Origin of the sequence: Plantibacter sp. MMLR14_011 (assembly GCF_001865025.1) — a bacterium.
Classification (GTDB): Bacteria; Actinomycetota; Actinomycetes; order Actinomycetales; family Microbacteriaceae; genus Plantibacter; species Plantibacter flavus_A.
The window spans coordinates 94,740-111,216 of record NZ_MJGW01000017.1 but is presented as its reverse complement, the minus strand read 5'-3'; the positions used below and the strand labels follow the sequence as shown (position 1 = coordinate 111,216).

The following is a 16,477-nucleotide window of genomic DNA, read 5'->3' as shown; positions in this document are numbered from 1 at the left end:
GGGGCGGAAGCGATTCCGCCCCTGTCGTCGTCTCCGGACACATCAGCCGAATGGGAGCAATGATGACGACGATCGAACCAACCGGCTGGGACGAACGGGTCGCAGCCGTCTGGGCCGACGAGACCATCGACGACGAGCAGCGCATCGCTGCCATCGACGCCCTGGTCACCGAGCGTCCGGCGGGTGACGCCCGTGCCGCGTTCGAGGCTGCCGGTGCGCGCGACTCCGCTGGCCACGAGGTCGAGGCAGAGGTCTTCTACCGTGCCGCCCTCGAAGCCGGGCTCGACGAGGAGCACCGTCCGCAGGCGATCATCCAACTGGCCAGCACGCTCCGTAACCTCGGCCGGACCGCTGAGAGCGTCGATCTGCTCGAACAGCAGCTCGCGGACGATCCGACCGGTCCGTACGCGGACGCGACCGCGGCCTTCCTGGCACTGGCGCTCGCCAGCTCGGGGGACCCGCGCCGAGCGACCGCGGTCGCCCTCCGTGCCCTTGTGCCGCACCTCCCGCGCTACCACCGGTCCGTCCGCGCCTACGCCGACGAACTCGAGACGGATCCGCTCCGCTGAGCCCCGGCGGTCGCGCGGTCCGTCCGCTCGCCGTCCGCCTCCGGCGAACCCCGCCGCCCGGGAGTCTGCCGAGGGCGAACAGGGCGTTGGTGGTGCGTCGCCTCCGATAGATTCGAACCACTGCACAACCGAAACGGAGCGATAATGGCCGAACCACAGTTCTCGCCCAGTGTCTTTGACCGCCTGCTGAAGGACCGGATCATCTGGCTGGGCGCCGAGGTCCGCGACGAGAACGCGAACGAGATCGCGGCCAAGCTGCTGCTGCTCGCCGCGGACGACCCGAAGCGCGACATCTACCTCTACATCAACTCGCCCGGTGGCTCCATCACGGCCGGCATGGCCATCTACGACACCATGCAGTTCGTGCCGAACGACATCGTCACGGTCGGTATCGGTATGGCCGCGTCGATGGGTCAGCTCCTCCTCACGGCCGGCACCAAGGGCAAGCGCTACATCACCCCGAACGCCCGCGTGCTCCTCCACCAGCCGCACGGCGGATTCGGCGGAACGTCGAGCGACATCCAGACCCAGGCGCAGCTCATCCTCGACATGAAGCGCCGTCTCGCCGAGATCACCGCGGCACAGACCGGCAAGAGCGTCGAGCAGATCAACGCCGATGGCGACCGCGACCGTTGGTTCAACGCCGAAGAGGCGCTCGAATACGGTTTCGTCGACCACCTCCGTGAGTCCGCGCTCGACGTGGCCGGCGGCGGCGGAACCGTCGACAGCGACAAGTAACCCGGCTTCGACCAGACAGGAATGCAACACATGGAGACTCCAACGTTCAGTGCGGCGGGCCGCTCGCTGCAGATGCCGGGTGCTCGCTACATCCTCCCGAGCTTCGAAGAGCGCACGGCCTACGGCTACAAGCGCCAGGACCCGTACGCGAAGCTCTTCGAGGACCGCATCATCTTCCTCGGCGTGCAGGTCGACGACGCATCGGCCGACGACATCATGGCCCAGCTGCTCGTGCTCGAGAGCATGGACCCCGACCGCGACATCGTCATGTACATCAACTCGCCCGGTGGCTCGTTCACCGCGATGACGGCGATCTACGACACGATGCAGTACATCCGTCCGCACGTCATGACGGTGGTCCTCGGACAGGCGGCCTCCGCCGCTGCCGTGCTCACCGCCGCCGGTACGCCGGGTAAGCGCCTGGCGCTCCCGAACGCCCGCATCCTGATCCACCAGCCCGCCGTCGGCGAGGCCGGCCACGGACAGGCTTCGGACATCGAGATCCAGGCGGCCGAGATCCTCCGCATGCGCGGCTGGCTCGAGTCGACCCTGGCCCACCACTCCAACCGTTCGGTGGAGCAGGTCAATAAGGACATCGACCGCGACAAGATCCTCTCGGCCGCCGAGGCGCTCGAGTACGGTCTCATCGACCAGGTGCTCACCTCACGGAAGAACCCGATCGCGGCCATCACGGCCTGACCCGGTTCCCGTGCTCACGACTCGGCGCGTCATCCCAGCGGGGTGGCGCGCCGAGTTGTCGCACGGACAGGTTAGGCTCGGAGCACCGAATCTCCAGGGAGAGGGAAAGACATGGCACGGATAGGCGAAAGCGCCGATCTGCTCAAGTGCTCGTTCTGCGGCAAGAGCCAGAAGCAGGTCCAGCAGCTGATCGCTGGTCCCGGCGTGTACATCTGCGACGAGTGCGTCGAGTTGTGCAACGAGATCATCGCCGAGCGACTCGCCGAAGCGAGCGAGGAGACGGTGAGCGAGTTCGACCTCCCGAAGCCGAAGGAGATCTTCGCCTTCCTCGAGGAGTACGTCATCGGCCAGGAGGCCGCGAAGAAGGCGCTCTCGGTCGCGGTGTACAACCACTACAAGCGCGTCCGCTCCCGTGCCACGCTCGCTCCCGCCGAGACGGTGCACGACGACATCGAGATCGCGAAGAGCAACATCCTCCTCATCGGCCCGACGGGCTGCGGCAAGACCTATCTCGCGCAGACCCTCGCGAAGCGACTCAACGTCCCCTTCGCCGTCGCCGATGCGACCGCATTGACCGAGGCCGGCTACGTCGGCGAGGACGTCGAGAACATCCTCCTCAAGCTCATCCAGGCCGCCGACTACGACGTCAAGCGCGCGGAGACCGGCATCATCTACATCGACGAGGTCGACAAGATCGCCCGTAAGGCGGAGAACCCCTCCATCACGCGCGACGTCTCCGGTGAGGGCGTCCAGCAGGCGCTCCTCAAGATTCTCGAGGGCACCGTCGCCTCGGTACCCCCGCAGGGCGGCCGGAAGCACCCGCACCAGGAGTTCATCCAGATCGACACGACGAACGTCCTGTTCATCGTGGCAGGCGCCTTCGCCGGGCTGGAGGAGATCATCTCCTCCCGCGCGGGCAAGAAGGGCATCGGTTTCGGTGCACCCCTGCACAGCAAGGGCGATGACGTGAACCTCTTCGGCGAGGTCCTGCCGGAAGACCTCCACAAGTTCGGCCTCATCCCCGAGTTCATCGGTCGCCTGCCGGTCGTCACGACGGTCACACCGCTCGACCAGCACGCGCTCATGGAGATCCTCACGGTCCCGAAGAACGCGCTCGTGCGTCAGTACCAGCGCATGTTCGAGATCGACGGCGTCGAGCTGGAGTTCGACCAGGCGGCACTCGAAGCGATCGCCGACCTCGCCGTCCTCCGCAAGACCGGTGCCCGAGGGCTCCGAGCCATCATGGAAGAGGTGCTCGGGCCGATCATGTTCGAGGTGCCCTCCACCGACGAGGTCGCTCGCGTGGTCATCACCCGGGAGTCCGTCGTCGAGAACGCGGCCCCGACGATCGTCCCTCGTGCGGCTCGCCGCCAGGAGAAGTCGGCCTAGACGACACCCAGCGGTGGACAGCCCGCCGCAGCGCCCCGGATCCTCCGGAGTAGCTGCGGCGGGCTTCGTCGTTCAGTCCTCGAGCCCGCGGCGTCGGAGGAGCGGCTCGATGACCGCGTCGCGCCCACGGAAGTCGCGGTAGGCCTCCAGCGGATCCTTCGAACCGCCGACCCCGAGGAGCTTGGTGCGGAAGCGGTCGCCGTTCTCCCTCGTCAGTCCGCCGTTCTCCGTGAACCAGTCGACGGTGTCGGCGTCGAGCACCTCGCTCCAGATGTAGGAGTAGTAGCCGGCGTCGTATCCACCCGAGAAGGTGTGGGCGAAGTACGTGCTCGCGTACCGGGGCGGGACGGCCGGATTGTCGAGTCCGGCGGATCGGAGCGCCGCCGCCTCGAAGGCCTCCACATCGTCGACGCGGTCATCCGTACCGATGCTGTACCAGGCCTGGTCGAGCATCGCCGCAGCGAGGTACTCGCTCGTCGAGAAGCCCTCGTTGAATCCCTCGGACGCCTGGAGCTTCGCCACCAGTTCCTGCGGCATCGGCTCACCGGTCTCGACGTGCCTGGCGTAGCCGGCGAGCACCTCGGGCCACAGCATCCACATCTCGTTCACCTGGCTCGGGAACTCGACGAAGTCCCGGAAGACGTTCGTACCGGAGAACCGCGGGTACTCGACCTCCGCGAAGAGACCGTGCAGCGCGTGGCCGAACTCGTGGAAGAAGGTCGTGACCTCGTCGAGGCTCAGCAGGGTGGGTTCGCCCTCGGCCGGCTTCGGGACGTTCAGGTTGTTGACCACGACGGTGGGCTGGTCGAGCAGGCGGTTCTGGGAGATGAGCGCGTTCATCCAGGCGCCGCCGCGCTTGCTGTCGCGGGTGTACAGGTCGAGGAGGTACAGGCCGAGGCCGGAGCCGTCCTCGTTCCAGACCTCGAAGACACGGACGTCGGGGTGGTAGCCCTGGAGGTCGGTCCGTTCGGCGAAGGTGATGCCGTAGAGCTTGGTCGCTGCGGCGAACACCCCGTCGAACAGGACCCGCTCCGCTTCGAAGTACGGGCGCATCACGCTGGTGTCGACGTCGAACCGGTCGATCCTGACCTGTTCGGTCGCGAACGGCCAATCCCATGCTTCGACGGTCTCGAGGCCGGTGACCCGCTCGAGTTCGCGCTGTTCCCGATCCGCGTTGCGGGCGGCGGGGATCGCCAGACGGGAGAGGAGCGCTGCGACGGCCTCCGGGGTCCCCGCGGTCTGGTCCGCGGTGACCACCGCCGCGTGCGACGGGAACCCCAGGAGTGCGGCGCGCTCGGCTCGGAGGCGGGTGATCTCGAGCACGAGGTCACGGTTGTCGTTCGGTCCGCCGTGCGTGCCGCGGGCACGGGAGGCCGTCATGATCCGCTCGCGGACGCCGCGGTGCGTCAACGACGACAGCGCCGGATGGCCGGTCGGGAGGACGAGGGTGATGAGCCATCCGTCGAGACCTCGTTCGGCGGCCGCCTGGGCCGCGGCGGAGATCTCGCCCGCACTCAGCCCGTCGAGCTCAGCGGCATCGGTGAGGTGGACGGCGAGGTCGTTGGTGTCGGCCAGGAGCTGCTTCTCGAACCGGGTGGTCAGCGTCGAGAGGCGGAGATTGAGGTCGGAGAGCCGCTGCTTCTCCTCGGCGTCGAGACCGGCGCCCGCGAGCGTGTGTTCGCTGTACACGCGTCGGACCAGGTAGGCCGCCTCGGCCGACAGCTGGAGGTCGTCGAGACGTGCGTGGACCGCCGCGATCCGCGCGTACAGCGCGGGGTCGAGCCTGATCGCGTCCTCGTGGGCGGCCAGCTGCGGCGCGAGCTCCTCCTCGAGTGCATTGGTGAACGCGGAGCTGTCCGCCGAACTCTGATTGAAGAAGACCGCTGCGACCCGCCTGAGGATCGCGCCGCTCCGTTCGAGCGGTATCAGCGTGTTCTCGAAGGTCGGCGCGTCGTCCTGCGCGGTGATCGCCGCGATCTCGTCGAGTTGCTGCGCGAACCCGGCTGTGAAGGCGGGGCGGAAGTGCTCCTCGCGGATCTCGCCGAACGGCGGCAGCTGATAGGGGAGTGTGCTCGGCTGGAGGAACGGATTCGTGTGTGATTCCATACCTCACCCTATCCAGCGTGCCGGGGAGGAGGCTCAGTCGTCTTCGTCTTCGTCGTCGTCGTGGTCGTCGTCCGGCCGGGTGAGGCTGACGGATCCGTCCGCGTGCTGACGGATGGTCGTACCGTCGTCGAGCTCGACGACGGGTCGGCGTTCGAGCCAGGTGAGGGTCCAGCGCCACGAGGATGCGTCCACGCCCTGCGCGAGCAACTCCTGCTCCTCGGCGGCGATGACCGTCTGCACCGGCGTCGGCACGTTCTCCGGCGGCTTGGCGCCGACGGCCCAGCGGGTCCCGAGTTGCATCACGGCTCCAGGTCGTAGGTGACCCAGCTCGTGCGGGTCGCCAGCTTGTCGTACACGGCCTGGGCGCGCTCGTTGTCGGCGGCGGTGATCCACCGGACGACGCTGTGGCCGTCCGCCTTCGCGAGGTCGCGGACGTGCTCGATCAGCGCGGTCCCGACTCCTCCGGTGCGGGCGTCCTCGGCGACGAAGAGGTCGTCGAGGTAGAGCCCGGTCCCGCCGGCGAGGGCACGGGGGAACACCCGATAGTGAGCGAGGCCGACGAGGGCGCCCTGTGCGTCCTCCGCGACGAGCGCGGTCAACGGGTGGGTCGGGTCGCTGAGCCAGCCCCACACGAGGACGGCCTTCTCGTCGGTCAGGGGGTTGCCGTAGAACTCCCCGTAGCCGGAGTACAGCGCGTGCCACGCGAACAGGTCGCTCTCGACGGCGGGACGGATGGTGACGCTCATGCGCGTGCCTCCTCGGCGTCGGCCGCCGGGGCGAAGACGATGTCGCCGACCGACAGGACATCGGCGGTGCGGAACTCGAGGGACTCGATGCGTCCGACGGCGCGGAGGTCGTCTGCGACGAGCGCGAGCAGCTCGATCGATGCGGCGGGTCCGGCGATGACCGCGGAGTCCACCGGGGTCTTCTGGGACGCCTTGGCGTCGGTCTTCGCGCGCCGGATGCCCGTGAGTGCCTCGCTCGCGAGCTGCAACACCTGCGGTTCGCCCGCTGCGAGTCCTGCGAACTCCTCGTCGGTGGGCCAGCTGGCACGGTGCACGGAGCCGTCGTGCGTCCAGGACCAGGCTTCCTCGGCCGCGAACGGGATGAACGGGGCGAACAGGCGGAGCAGGGTCGAGAGCGCGATCCGCAGCGCGGCCACCGCCGAAGCCTGCTCAGGGCTCTCCTCGCCGTAGGCCCGCTCCTTGACGAGCTCGAGGTAGTCGTCGCAGAACGTCCAGAAGAACGCTTCGGTGAGCTCGAGCGCGCGCGCGTGGTCGTAACCGGCCAGCGCACTGCTGGCGTCGGCGACGGTCTTGCGGAGGACGCTCAGCATGGCGAGGTCGACGGCCTCCGTCACCGGGGCGTCTTCACGACCGGTGAACCCGAGGATGAACTTCGAGGCGTTGAGCACCTTGATCGCCAGGCGTCGGCCGATCTTGATCTGCGTCGGATTCTGCGGGTCGAAGGCGGCGTCGGTGCCGAGACGGCTCGAGGCCGCCCAGTACCGGACGGCGTCCGAACCGTGCTGTTCGAGCATGGCCGCCGGCGTGACGACGTTGCCCTTCGACTTCGACATCTTCTTGCGGTCGGGGTCGACGATGAAGCCGGACACGGAGGCGTGCTCCCACGGCTTCCGGTCGTACTCGAGGACGCTGCGGAGCATGGTGGAGAACAGCCAGGTGCGGATGATGTCCTGACCCTGCGGGCGCAGCGAGTACGGGAACACGAGATCCCAGAGCTCTGGGTCGCGCTCCCAGCCGCCGGCGAGCTGCGGGGTGAGGCTCGACGTGGCCCAGGTGTCCATGACGTCGACCTCGCCCATGAACCCACCGGGGACGCCGCGCTGCGACTCGTCGTAACCGGGTGCGGCATCGCTGGAGGGATCGACGGGCAGAGCGGCGTGGTCTGGCGCGATCGGCTGGTCGTAGACCGGGTTGCCGTCGGCGTCGAGCGGGTACCAGAGGGGGATCGGCACACCGAAGAAGCGCTGGCGGGAGATCAGCCAGTCGCCGGACAGACCACCGACCCAGTTCTCGTAGCGCACGCGCATGAAGTCGGGGTGCCACTCGAGCTCCGAGCCGAGTTCGAGGAGGCGGCCGCGGAGCTGTTCGTCGCGGGCGCCGTTGCGGATGTACCACTGGCGGGTCGAGACGATTTCCAGCGGCTTGTCGCCCTTCTCGAAGAACTTCACCGGGTGGGTGATCTGCTTCGGCTCGCCGATCAGGTCGCCCGAGGCGGCGAGGAGGTCGACGACGGTCTGCTTGGCGCTGAAGACGGTCTTCCCGGCGAGCTGCGCGTACGCCTCGAGACCGGCTTCGGAGGTGATCGCCTCAGGGGCCTCCGAGATGACGCGGCCGTCGAAGCCGAGGATCGCGCGGTTGGGGAGGTCGAGTTCGCGCCACCACACGATGTCGGTGATGTCACCGAAGGTGCACACCATCGCGATGCCGGCGCCCTTGTCGGGCTGGGCGAGGTGGTGGGCGAGCACGGGTACCTCGACACCGAACACCGGCGTGGTCACGGTCGTACCGAACAGCGGCTTGAAGCGCTCGTCGTCTGGGTGGGCGACGAGGGCGACGCAGGCGGGGAGGAGCTCCGGCCGTGTGGTCTCGATCTCGATGGTGCCGCCGTCCAGGCGGTGGAAGGACAGCCGACGGTAGGTGCCCGGCTGCTCCTTGTCCTCGAGCTCCGCCTGGGCGACCGCCGTTCGGAAGGTGATGTCCCAGAGGGTCGGCGCCATCGCCTGGTAGGCCTCGCCGCGGTCCAGGTTGCGCAGGAACGCGAGCTGGCTCGCCGTGATCGACTCGTCGCCGATGGTGCGGTAGCTCTGCGTCCAGTCCACGGAGAGGCCGAGCGCACGCCAGACGGCCTCGAACTGCTGCTCGTCCTCGACGGTGAGGCGCTCGCACAGCTCGATGAAGTTGCGACGCGAGATCGGGATCTGATCGGCGGCCTTCGTGCTCTTGTTGTCGCCACCCTCGAACGGCGGGGTGAAGTCCGCGTCGTAGGGGAGTGTCGGGTCGCACCGGACGCCGTAGTAGTTCTGGACGCGGCGTTCGGTCGGGAGGCCGTTGTCGTCCCAGCCCATGGGGTAGAAGACGCGCTTGCCGGTCATCCGCTGGTAGCGGGCGATCACGTCGGTGTGCGTGTAGCTGAAGACGTGACCGATGTGCAGGGAGCCGGATGCGGTCGGCGGCGGGGTGTCGATCGAGTAGATGCACTCACGCGTGGCGCCGTCGCGCTCGAACCGGTAGGTCCCCGCGGACTCCCAGGAGGAGCCCCACTTCTGCTCGAGACCTTCGAGGGCCGGCTTGTCCGGGATGCTGGCAGCGGTCATGAGGCGATCTCCTGCTGATATGTGCGGCACCGTGTCTGCGTGCCTGAGTGTGTGGGAACATCCCATGCTATCGCAGGGGACCGGGAGGTCGCCGGACCGCCGACCGCCATCCTCCGCCGATAGCATCGGACCGTGTCGACCAGAGCCGTCACCGGACCCGTCAGAGCCGACCTCCAGGGCCTTCGTGCCGTGGCGGTCTCGCTCGTCGTGGTGTTCCATCTCTGGCCGGGGCTCATACCGGGCGGGTTCGTCGGCGTCGACGTGTTCTTCGCGATCTCCGGTTTCCTCATCACGGCGCACCTCCTCGACGAGGTCGAGCGATCCGGTTCGGTCCGACTCGGGCGGTTCTGGGCCCGGCGCGCACGACGGCTGCTCCCCGCCGCACTCACCGTCCTCACCGCGACCTTCGTCGCGAGCTGGTACCTCGCGCCGCTCGGGGACCTGCCCCGGTTCCTGCGCGAGATCGCATGGTCGGCCCTGTACATCGAGAACTGGGCGCTCGCCGGATCCGCGATCGACTACCTCGCGGCGGAGGACGCTCCGTCGCCGGTGCAGCACTTCTGGTCGCTGTCGGTCGAGGAGCAGTTCTACCTCGTCTGGCCGATCCTGGTCCTCGGCGCCGGCTGGCTCGCCGTGCGGGTCGCCCGTCGCTCGGCTGCGCCGACGGTGCGGCGTCGGGGCGTCGCGATCGCGATCGGACTCGTCTGCATCGCGTCGGCCGCCTGGTCGGTCGTCTTCACCGTGCAGGACCCGTCTCCGGCCTACTTCGCGACGACGACGAGGGCCTGGGAGTTCGCCGCCGGGGGACTGACGGCGATCATGGTCGCCGAGGGGGCCCGGCGTGGCTGGGGGCTGCGGGCGGGTGGGCGCACGGTCGTCGCCTGGCTCGGGTTCGCCGCAATCGGGGCGGCTGCCGTCTGGTTTTCGGGGGAGACGCCCTTCCCGGCGTTGACCGCTGCGCTGCCGGTGGGCGGGACGATCGCCGTGATGGCGGCCTGGGCCCCGGACGTCCGGTGGTCGCCGACCACGCTGCTCGCCCGGGCGCCGATCCAGTGGCTCGGCGACCGCTCTTACGCGGTCTACCTCTGGCACTGGCCCCTCATCGTGTTCGGCGGGATCGTGCTCGCTCGGTCGACCACTTTCCCCGAACAGCTCGTCGTCCTCGTCATCACCGGCGTCCTCGCGGAGGTGACGACGCGGTTCGTGGAGCGCCCGATCCGGTTCCGGCGGATGGCCGGTTGGCGGCCACGACGGGTCATCGGCGCGACCGCCCTCGCGATGAGCGTCCTGTCGATCGCCTCGATCGGGATGCTCCCCGGTGCCGAGGCGCGCATCGCCGCCGAACAGCAACGCATCGAGACCTTGGTCGCGACCCCGTCGAACTGCCTCGGTGCCGCGGAGCTCGTCGATGCTGCAGCGTGTCCGCGGGACGAGGGAGCGTCATCGGACGGCACGGAGGGCTCTGGTGGTGAGACCTCGCTCGACGGTTCCTCGGCGTCCTCCGGGGATGAGACCAGCGGGGTCGTCATTCCCGACGCGTCGCTCGCCGACCTGCCGCCGGACCGCTGCATCACCGATATCCGAGCCGCCGCGTTCGAGGTCTGCGCTTACGGCGCCGGCGCGGAGCAGGCGACGAGGACGGTGGCGCTCATCGGGGACTCGCACGCCGAGCAGTGGTTGCCGGCGTTCGCGACGGCTGCCGAGACGAACGGGTGGCGGCTCCTCGTCGCGGCGAAGAGCTCCTGCCCGTTCAGCGACGCCGAGCGCACGGAGCCCGGGACGAGCGCGGCGGTGCTCGCCGAGATGCGCGCCGGGTGCCTGAGCTGGAACCGCGACGCCCTCGAGCTGCTGCGGCACGAGCCGGGGATCGACACGCTCGTCGTCTCGGCGCGCGCCCGGAACCCGGTCGTCGCCGAGGGGGACCGCGACTGGCGGGAGGTGGCTGCGGAAGCCTATGCGGAGCGCTGGGCGCTCGTGCCCGAGACGATCGAGCAGATCGTCGTCCTGCGCGACACCCCGACGATGGCGGACGACGTGCTGGAGTGCGTCCGCGACGACGCTGCTCCGGAGGACGGGTGCGCCCGGGACCGGAGCGACGCGCTCACGGAGGATCCGCAGTACGAGGCCGCCCTCGCGAGCACCGACCCACGGGTCCGTGCTGTCGACCTCTCGGACGCCCTGTGCGCGTCCGATCGGTGCTCGCCGGTGATCGGCGGTGTCCTCGCGTACCGCGATCACCACCACCTGAGCTGGGTGTACGCCGAGACCCTCGCGCCCGTCGTCCAGGCGGTGCTCGACCGGATCCCGACGCCGGACTCAGACCGCGTCGCTCCCTGATGCCGCACCCGGTGCGATGAGGCGCGGAGCGTCGGCTGCCAGTCGGGCGGTGTAGGGGTGGGCCGGGGCGGTGAAGACCTGCTCGGCGTCGCCATGCTCGACGACCCGCCCGTGCTGCATCACGGCGACGCGGTCGCTCATGTGGCGGATGACGCCGAGGTCGTGGGAGATCAGCAGGTAGCTGAGGCCGTGGCGTCGCTGCAGCTCGTCGAGGAGGTCCAGGATCCTGGCCTGGACGGTGACGTCGAGCGCGGAGACGGGTTCGTCGAGGATGAGCGTCGACGGTCGACTCGCGAGTGCCCGGGCGATCGCCACGCGTTGCCGTTGCCCGCCGGAGAGCGTCCGCGGGCGAGCGCGGGCCAGCGAGGGATCGAGGCCGACGTCCGCGAGGAGACGGCTGATGTCGCGAGGTGCGGCCGCGCGTCCACGAACGGCGTCGGCGAGGATGGCGTCGACGCGCCAGCGTGGGTCGAACGAGCTCAGCGGATCCTGCGAGACCCAGCCCAGACGGTTCCGTCGTGGACGACGCGCTCGCTCGGGGAGCTCCGACCACGGTTCGCCCTCGAAGAGCACGGCTCCCGACTGCGGTGCGGTGAGACCGAGTGCGATGCGGGCGAGGGTGGTCTTGCCCGAACCGGACTCGCCGACCACGCCCAGGGTCGTCCCCGGTTCCAGGCGGAGCGAGACCTCGTCGACCGCCACGATCGGCGAGGCGCTCCGGCCACGCTCGAAGCTCCGGGTGACGGATCGGAACTCCAGCGCTGGTGCATCCGATCCGGTCTGCGTCGTCGGACGGGTGCGCGTCGTCGGCTGTTCGGCCACCGGGGCCGCGTCGACCGGCTGGTCTGCGCTGAGGCGCGTCCCTCGAGCGCGGTCGGTGGGGACCGCGGCGATGAGGGCTCGGGTGTACGGGTGTGTCGGCCTGGTCAGCACCTGTTCGGCCGGCCCCTGCTCGACGACGACACCGTCCTGCATCACGACGAGGTGGTCGGCGATCGACGAGACGACGGCGAGGTCGTGGCTGATCAGCAGGAGGCCCGCGCCGCGCCGCTTGACGTCGTCGAGGAGGCCGATGACACGTGCTTGGACGGTGACGTCGAGTGCGGTCGTCGGTTCGTCGGCGATGAGGAGGTCGGGGTCCAGTGCGATCGCCGACGCGATGAGCGCGCGCTGACGGAGCCCGCCGGAGAGTTCACCGGAACGTTGGCCGATGCGGGAAGCCGGGTCGGGCATGCCAACGGATTCGAGGAGTTCGAGCACTCGCCGGGTGCGGGCGGTCCGGTCGAGGTCGGTGCCGAGTCGGAGTGCGTCGTCGATCTCTCGGCCGATCGGTCGCAGGGGGTCGAGCGACACCAGCGCGTCCTGGAGGACGAGTCCGATGCGACGCCCGCGAAGGCGTCGCCAGGCCGATGCTCCGAGTCCGCGGAGATCGGTGCCGTCGAAGTCGAGTCGAGCGGCCGCCACCCGCGCCGACGCGCCGGCGAGGCCCAGGAGCGATCTGGCGGTCACGCTCTTGCCGGAGCCCGACTCGCCGACGATCGCGACGCAGGTGCCGCGCTCGACCTGGAAGGAGACGTCGGAGACGACGGCGTCCCCACTGCCGAATCCGACCGTCAGTGCTTCCACCTGGAGCAGTGGAGTGGAGTCGCTCATCGGCCGTCCTCCCGAGATCGGCGCTGGAGACCCCGGCCGAGGACCGTGGTGGACAGGGCGGTCGCGACGATCATCAGACCCGGGAACGCCGTGAGCCACCACGCCGTCGCGAGGTAGGTGCGTGCTGCGGCGAGCATGGCACCCCACTCCGGCGCGGGTGGTTGCGCCCCGAGCCCGAGGTAGCTCAGGGCGGACGCCCAGACGACCGCCTGTCCGATGCCGAGGGTCGCGAGGACGAACAGCGGGGCGACGGCGTTCGGGAGGATGTGTCGGAACAGGATCCGGGCCGGCCCGTGCCCGAGCACTCGCGCGGCCTCGACGAAGTCGGAGGAGCGGACCTGGAGCAGTTGACCGCGGATGAGGCGCGCGTAGCCCGGCGCAGTCGACAGGCCGACCGCGATCGTCGCCGTGACCGGACCGGGCCCCGCGATGACGATCACGAGGAGCGCGAGCAACAGGCCGGGGAACGCGAAGAGCACCTCGAGGACGCGTCCCACGGCGAAGTCCGCGATCCGGCCGCCGACTGCCGCGATCGTCGCGAGGACCGCTCCGAGGATCAGTCCGATGGCCGTCGCGGCGACGCCGATGAGGAGCGAGGTCCCCGCACCGTGCACGACCCGGCTCCAGACGTCGCGACCGGACTCGTCCGTGCCGAACCAGTGCGCGAGGGAGGGCGGCGAGAACGCGGCCCGCGGGTCGACCGCCGTCGGTGATGCTGTCGCGAACAGCTGGGGGGCGAGCGCACAGCCGAGCAGGAACAGCACCACCACGGCCGCGACGATCTCGGGTGCGCCGAACCCCGACGAGCGGCGCCGTCCGCGGCGGACCCGGGCGTCGGGGCTTCCGGATGTCGGGGTGATCGCGAGCCCGCTCATGAACCGGACCGCCGGATCCGGTCGCGTGGGTCGAGCAGCTCCGCCGCGAGGTCCGCGACGAACATGACGACGACGTAGGCCACCGCCGAGCTCAACACCACGCCGGTGACCACCGGGACATCACGGACGGTCACCGCTTGGAGCAGTGTCCGTCCGAGACCGGGCCGGGCGAAGATGGTCTCCACCACCACCGCGCCGCTGATGAGGTACCCGAAGGCCCATCCCGACAGGTTCACCGCGGGCACGGCGGCGTGGCGTAGGCCGTGCCTCAGCAGGAGGCCGGTGGTCGATTCACCACGGGCGGCTGCGGAGACGGCGAACGGTGCGCTCCCCGCGTCGAGCAACGGTTCCCGCATCACCTGGGCCAGGAACCCGGCGACCGGGATGGCCAGGGTCAGCACCGGGAGGATGAGACCGACCGCATCACCCGTGCTCACCGGAGGGAGCCATCCGAGCCAGGTGCTGAAGAGTGTGATGAGGACGGTCGCGAGCCAGAACTGGGGGAGCGACGCCGCCACGAGCTCGACGGCCGATCCGAGGGCCGCGGACACCCGCCCACCCCGGGTCGACCAGACCGCGAGGCCGAGCGCCAGGAGCCAGGCGACGGCGAGCGACGCCGTCGCCAGCACCAGGGTCCCGCCGAGCTGTTCGGCGAGCACCTGGGCCACCGGTGTGCGGAGCGACGCCGACTCGCCGAGATCCCCCTGGACCAGTCGGACCAGTTGCGCCAGGTACTGCACGAGGAGCGGCTGGTCCAGGCCGTACTGCTCGCGCACCCGCTCGAGCGCTTCAGCCGAGGCCTGGGAGCCGGGGCCACCGAGATAGGCCTGCGCCGGATCGCCGGGGATCAGCCGGACGGCGAAGAAGGTGACCGTCGCGACCGCCCAGAGCACGAACACCGCACCGGCCAGACGCGCCCCGATCCGCCCGGCCAGGCGGCGGAGGTCGCGTCCCGAGCGGCCGATGGAGCTCACTCCACGAGCCAGGCGTCCCCGAAGACCGGCGTCGACACCGTCGGCAGTGCGCGGACGCCCTGCAGCGAGGTGCTCAGCAGGAAGTGGTTCTGCTGGTCGTAGAGCGGCAGGATGTAGTAGCCGTCGAGGATGATCTGCTGCGCCTGCTCGTAGAGGAACGCCCGCTCCTCGGGATCGAGGGTGTCGCTCGCCTGCTTCAGGATCTCGTCGAGCGCGGGGTCGTCCAGCTGGGCGTGGTTCGCGAAGTAGCCGCTCGGCGCCGGAACGATGCCCGAGGAGTCGTAGAGCACGCGGAGCACGTCCGGTCCCACCTTCGTGTACGGAGCGCTGACGGCCTCGTAGGCGTTGGAGCCGAGCGCCTCGTACCAGCTCGACAGGTCGAGCAGCTCCAGCTGCACGTCGAAGCCGGCGTCACCGGCTCCGGCCTGGATCTGCTCGAAGAGCGACTGTTCGGCCGGGATCGACTGGTTCGTGCTGACCGGGAACCGCACGGTCAGCCGGACGCCGTCCTTCGTCCGCACGCCGTCCTCGTCCTTCTCGGTCCAGCCGGCCTCGTCCAGGAGCTTGTTGGCCGCATCGAGGTCGTAGCCGAACAGGCTCTCGTCAGAGTAGGCGGTCGCCTCCGCACTCGACAGCGGCGAGTAGGAACGCTTCGCCGTGCCGAAGAACAGGGACTCGATGCCGGCGTTCACGTCCGTCGACCGCACGAAGGCCTCACGCACGCGCTGGTCGTCGAACGGCGCCTGTCCCGCGTTGAGCTCGATGCGGTTCGAGGCGCCAGGACGTGGTGCGTCCAGATCGACGATCGTCTTCGAGTCCTTCGCCTGCGCGATCGTGTCGGGCTGCGCGTTGTCGATGATGTCGACGTCGCCGCTCTGCAGCGCCGCGAAGCGCGACGCGGAGTCGGGGATGAAGCGCCACGTGATGCCGTCGAGGTACGCCGGACCGTCGTTCGCGGCATCACCCGGTGCCGAGTCGTAGGCGTCGTTCCGGACGAGCGAGACGTGGTCCTGCTTCACCCACTCGTCGACGACGAACGGCCCGGTACCGACCGGAGCGTCGCAGTTCGCCGCTTCACCGCGGGCGATCCCCGTCGGGGACTCCATCGCCGTCCACGGCTGCGACAACGACTCCAGGAGCGCGCTGTCGGGAGCGGAGAGCGTGAACCGGGCCGTCGTGGCGTCGACCGCCTCGACCGTCGCGACCTTACCGACCGCGAGGTAGCCCGTGGACGACTTCGTCGCCGGGTCCTGCAGGTGCTCGATGTTCGCCTTGACCGCCGCCGCGTCGAACGGGGTGCCGTCGGTGAACGTCACGTCCGACCGCAGGGTGAACTCCCAGGTCAGACCGTCCTCCGACGTCGTCCAGGACTCGGCGAGCCACGGGATGATCTCACCCTTGGCGTCTCGCGAGACGAGCGGCTCGAGGAACTGCGCACTCAACAGGGCCTGTGGGTAGTTGCCGCCGACATGCGGATCGAGACACGTGGGCTCGGCGTCCCCGCTGGCGTACACGAGGGTCCCACCGGCCTTCGGTGTGCTCGACGCGGCCGGCGTCCCCGGTGCACAGGCCGCGAGCAGGACCGCGAGCGGAACGAGCGCCGCGGCGATGCGCAACGGACGACGCGAGGACGCAGGGCGCCGACGGGCAGGGGAGGGGGATGCGGGCACAGGGACTCCAGAAGGCGATCGACCGGGTGCTGAGGGCCCGGTGGCGGCGTCGGACGAATTATTGGACGCCGTCTCGGAACCAGCATAGAGCCTCAGCACCACGCCCCGACCCCTCGCACGACGGCTA

Annotated in this window: 13 protein-coding genes; 5 read left to right on the top strand and 8 right to left on the bottom strand. The window is 69.6% G+C overall.

The window, feature by feature from the left end; translation table 11 throughout:
* The first annotated feature begins 62 nt into the window (after positions 1–62).
* The 4 genes from BIU99_RS08890 to clpX all read left to right on the top strand — a co-directional run bounded on the left by BIU99_RS08890 (position 63) and on the right by clpX (position 3,395).
* A complete protein-coding gene (locus BIU99_RS08890) occupies positions 63–569 on the top strand; it encodes a tetratricopeptide repeat protein (RefSeq protein WP_071261203.1) in 507 nt (168 codons plus the stop codon).
* Between the two features lie 144 nt (positions 570–713).
* A complete protein-coding gene (locus BIU99_RS08885; RefSeq protein WP_056006680.1) occupies positions 714–1,307 on the top strand; it encodes an ATP-dependent Clp protease proteolytic subunit in 594 nt (197 codons plus the stop codon).
* A gap of 30 nt (positions 1,308–1,337) precedes the next feature.
* Positions 1,338–2,006 carry an ATP-dependent Clp protease proteolytic subunit gene (locus tag BIU99_RS08880; RefSeq protein ID WP_071260849.1) on the top strand — a complete coding sequence of 223 codons (669 nt, stop codon included), beginning with the start codon at positions 1,338–1,340 and terminating at the stop codon, positions 2,004–2,006.
* A gap of 111 nt (positions 2,007–2,117) precedes the next feature.
* Positions 2,118–3,395, top strand: a complete 1,278-nt coding sequence (gene clpX, locus BIU99_RS08875) for an ATP-dependent Clp protease ATP-binding subunit ClpX (protein WP_064295154.1) — start codon at positions 2,118–2,120, stop codon at positions 3,393–3,395.
* Positions 3,396–3,467: 72 nt separating this feature from the next.
* On the opposite strand, the gene BIU99_RS08870 is transcribed toward clpX, so the two are convergent.
* Genes BIU99_RS08870 through valS form a run of 4 tightly spaced genes read right to left on the bottom strand, consistent with a single transcriptional unit; the run spans position 3,468 to position 8,841 of the window.
* Positions 3,468–5,501 (bottom strand): M3 family metallopeptidase, encoded by a 2,034-nt coding sequence (locus tag BIU99_RS08870; protein WP_071260848.1) that lies wholly within the window; start codon positions 5,499–5,501, stop codon positions 3,468–3,470.
* A gap of 33 nt (positions 5,502–5,534) precedes the next feature.
* Positions 5,535–5,801 carry a hypothetical protein gene (locus BIU99_RS08865; RefSeq protein WP_071260847.1) on the bottom strand — a complete coding sequence of 89 codons (267 nt, stop codon included), beginning with the start codon at positions 5,799–5,801 and terminating at the stop codon, positions 5,535–5,537.
* Positions 5,801–6,247 carry a GNAT family N-acetyltransferase gene (locus BIU99_RS08860; RefSeq protein WP_064295157.1) on the bottom strand — a complete coding sequence of 149 codons (447 nt, stop codon included), beginning with the start codon at positions 6,245–6,247 and terminating at the stop codon, positions 5,801–5,803. Before BIU99_RS08860 ends, BIU99_RS08865 begins: the two co-directional genes overlap by 1 nt.
* Entirely contained in the window at positions 6,244–8,841 is a 2,598-nt protein-coding gene (valS, locus tag BIU99_RS08855) for a valine--tRNA ligase (RefSeq protein ID WP_071260845.1), read from the bottom strand. Before valS ends, BIU99_RS08860 begins: the two co-directional genes overlap by 4 nt.
* 132 nt (positions 8,842–8,973) lie before the next feature.
* Between valS and BIU99_RS08850 the strand changes: the two genes are divergently transcribed.
* Positions 8,974–11,178 carry an acyltransferase family protein gene (locus BIU99_RS08850; RefSeq protein WP_071260843.1) on the top strand — a complete coding sequence of 735 codons (2,205 nt, stop codon included), beginning with the start codon at positions 8,974–8,976 and terminating at the stop codon, positions 11,176–11,178.
* On the opposite strand, the gene BIU99_RS08845 is transcribed toward BIU99_RS08850, so the two are convergent.
* From BIU99_RS08845 to BIU99_RS08830, 4 genes are read right to left on the bottom strand one after another with little or no spacing between them, the layout of a single operon-like run.
* Positions 11,158–12,831 (bottom strand): ABC transporter ATP-binding protein, encoded by a 1,674-nt coding sequence (locus BIU99_RS08845; RefSeq protein ID WP_071260841.1) that lies wholly within the window; start codon positions 12,829–12,831, stop codon positions 11,158–11,160. The two genes, BIU99_RS08850 and BIU99_RS08845, sit on opposite strands and share 21 nt — an antisense overlap.
* Complete coding sequence (locus BIU99_RS08840; protein ID WP_071260839.1) at positions 12,828–13,706, bottom strand: ABC transporter permease; 879 nt, start codon at positions 13,704–13,706, stop codon at positions 12,828–12,830. The genes BIU99_RS08845 and BIU99_RS08840 overlap by 4 nt, the downstream gene beginning before the upstream one ends.
* Positions 13,703–14,680, bottom strand: a complete 978-nt coding sequence (locus BIU99_RS08835; RefSeq protein WP_079002315.1) for an ABC transporter permease — start codon at positions 14,678–14,680, stop codon at positions 13,703–13,705. The genes BIU99_RS08840 and BIU99_RS08835 overlap by 4 nt, the downstream gene beginning before the upstream one ends.
* Positions 14,677–16,296 (bottom strand): ABC transporter substrate-binding protein, encoded by a 1,620-nt coding sequence (locus BIU99_RS08830; protein ID WP_071260837.1) that lies wholly within the window; start codon positions 16,294–16,296, stop codon positions 14,677–14,679. Before BIU99_RS08830 ends, BIU99_RS08835 begins: the two co-directional genes overlap by 4 nt.
* Between the last annotated feature and the right edge of the window lie 181 nt (positions 16,297–16,477).

Excerpts from the sequence above, each read along its gene's own strand:
- BIU99_RS08860 (WP_064295157.1), bottom strand. The coding sequence starts at position 6,247 with ATGAGCGTCACCATCCGTCCCGCCGTCGAGAGCGACCTGTTCGCGTGG.
- BIU99_RS08890 (WP_071261203.1), top strand. The coding sequence starts at position 63 with ATGACGACGATCGAACCAACCGGCTGGGACGAACGGGTCGCAGCCGTC.
- BIU99_RS08885 (WP_056006680.1), top strand. The coding sequence starts at position 714 with ATGGCCGAACCACAGTTCTCGCCCAGTGTCTTTGACCGCCTGCTGAAG.
- clpX (WP_064295154.1), top strand. The coding sequence starts at position 2,118 with ATGGCACGGATAGGCGAAAGCGCCGATCTGCTCAAGTGCTCGTTCTGC.
- valS (WP_071260845.1), bottom strand. The coding sequence starts at position 8,841 with ATGACCGCTGCCAGCATCCCGGACAAGCCGGCCCTCGAAGGTCTCGAG.
- BIU99_RS08865 (WP_071260847.1), bottom strand. The coding sequence starts at position 5,801 with ATGCAACTCGGGACCCGCTGGGCCGTCGGCGCCAAGCCGCCGGAGAAC.
- BIU99_RS08840 (WP_071260839.1), bottom strand. The coding sequence starts at position 13,706 with ATGAGCGGGCTCGCGATCACCCCGACATCCGGAAGCCCCGACGCCCGG.
- BIU99_RS08870 (WP_071260848.1), bottom strand. The coding sequence starts at position 5,501 with ATGGAATCACACACGAATCCGTTCCTCCAGCCGAGCACACTCCCCTAT.
- BIU99_RS08845 (WP_071260841.1), bottom strand. The coding sequence starts at position 12,831 with ATGAGCGACTCCACTCCACTGCTCCAGGTGGAAGCACTGACGGTCGGA.
- BIU99_RS08880 (WP_071260849.1), top strand. The coding sequence starts at position 1,338 with ATGGAGACTCCAACGTTCAGTGCGGCGGGCCGCTCGCTGCAGATGCCG.